The following is a 1,781-nucleotide window of genomic DNA, read 5'->3' as shown; positions in this document are numbered from 1 at the left end:
TTTGCAAGATTTTGAGATATTTTTCATGTAAAAAATAAAAAGACTCTACAAGAAGAAATAGAGTCTGGGATTAATAGCGTTTGGTTTCTTTGATTGAGTAGCAAAGCTTACAGGCGTTTGATTTGGTGTTTTTTTACAGTATTAATGAAAAGTCGGTTTTAGATGATTTAAGGCGTTGTGAGGGTCATACACATCGTTGTCCGTATTGTATAAAACGTATGCTCTTAAGGTGTATAAATCATCAGTAGTAGCGAGATCTAAATTTTTAATGAAGTTGGTGAAATCTGATAATTGATAAGAAATGTCGATTAGGTCTTTTTCAGTTGGTTTTTTCTTTGGTCCTGAAATGATGGTTTTTTGAATTAAAGAAGGGTTGAAAGTTGGTTCGCCGTTGGTTTTGGCTTTTTGGAGATGTTGTTGGATTGCTTGGTAACATTGAGGAACCGCTTCTTCTTGGTATTGTTTAGCTTTTTTAGAGTGTTCTTGCATTTCGTTGTTAAAACGTTCAGAATCAGCAAGCAATCCTCGGATGTGAACGTTATTCTCAGAAATTTTGGAACGCGTTTGTTGAATGAATTCGTTGGCTTGTTTAATAAAAGCTTTAGCTTTTATAGCTTGTTGCAATTCTGGTATTTGTTTCACCAAATCCACTCGTTCTAAAGCCGAATCTAAGTTGTATCGGTTTGTTGACGATTTCGATCGAATTTTTTCTTCTAAATTTTGAATATCATTTTTAGCGGGAAGGGCAGAATCAGTAGCCTTTTGGATTTGTTCTTCATTGCGTTGATTAGAAGAGCGTATTTTTTGGACAATATCATTAACTTGTTTTATGTTATCGCGTAATCTTTGCACTTCGGCGTTTGCCAAAAGACCTTTTTCAGCCCAATATTCGGTTTTAAGATAAGTTTGTTGTGCTTTAGCGACATTAGGCAAATATGAATTAAAACGGGCAATAATTAAACTTAACCAATCAAATTCTAAGTCTAAATTTTTAGTGATAAAACGAATATAAGGGGTTTTGCCTTTATAAGATTCGTCATTGATTATAGTTTGAATGTCAATATTTTCGGTAGTATTAAAACAAGAATCACTTTTGTTCCAAAAACCGTTTTCGCCTTGAATATCTTTAGTTAATGATTCGATGGTGTTATATGGTTGGTTAGTTTGGATAAGTTGATAATTCGCTTGAGAAACAGGCCATCCGTATTTCATTTTAACTTTTTGTTGTTCATTAAATTCTAAATTAAATAAATTTTCACGACCGGTGTTCCATTTAAGAGGGAAGGCATTTAGTTTGTATTTATCGATCATATTTTGAAAGTCTGTACGGTTAAAGAAATTTTCTCTACCGCGGATGTCTTTTTGGGTCGGTTCCATATTATCAAAAAAACGGTATTCTCTGATGGTGTTGCCATCTTGATCTTGATAGGTTAGATAAGGGGTAAGGTTAATTTTGTCGGAGTTAGGATCGCCAGGGCGTGGGTTTTGGGTTGTGTCGTCGTTGATGGCTTCGAAGGTTTGTTGTTGAGTGGAATTAATGATGGTTTGGTCGTTGTGGGTTAATTCGTGCTGATTGGCTTGGATGGGGATGGAGGATTTTTCTGTTTTGGTGGTGAGAAAATAAGGGATTAAATTGTAGGCGGTGATGATGATGACGGATAAGAGGGTGATGGATAGGATAGCGAAAAGGGTGAATTTTTTGGGGGATGTTTTGAGATATTGTTTGAGGCGGGACACGGTTTTGTTTCTCCTTTGGGTTTGTTTTATTTGTTTGACATTGT

Annotated in this window: 1 protein-coding gene; it reads right to left on the bottom strand. The window is 35.3% G+C overall.

Annotated features, from left to right (window positions below):
* Positions 1-141 precede the first annotated feature (141 nt).
* The coding region (locus HR065_RS00495; protein ID WP_218644375.1) for a hypothetical protein at positions 142-1,781 on the bottom strand (1,640 nt) is incomplete at its 5' end.

Origin of the sequence: Candidatus Phytoplasma pruni, from assembly GCF_013391955.1 — a bacterium.
GTDB lineage: Bacteria > Bacillota_I > Bacilli_A > Acholeplasmatales > Acholeplasmataceae > Phytoplasma.
Note: the sequence above shows the minus strand (reverse complement) of the source record. Positions and strands in the feature narration are given on the sequence as shown.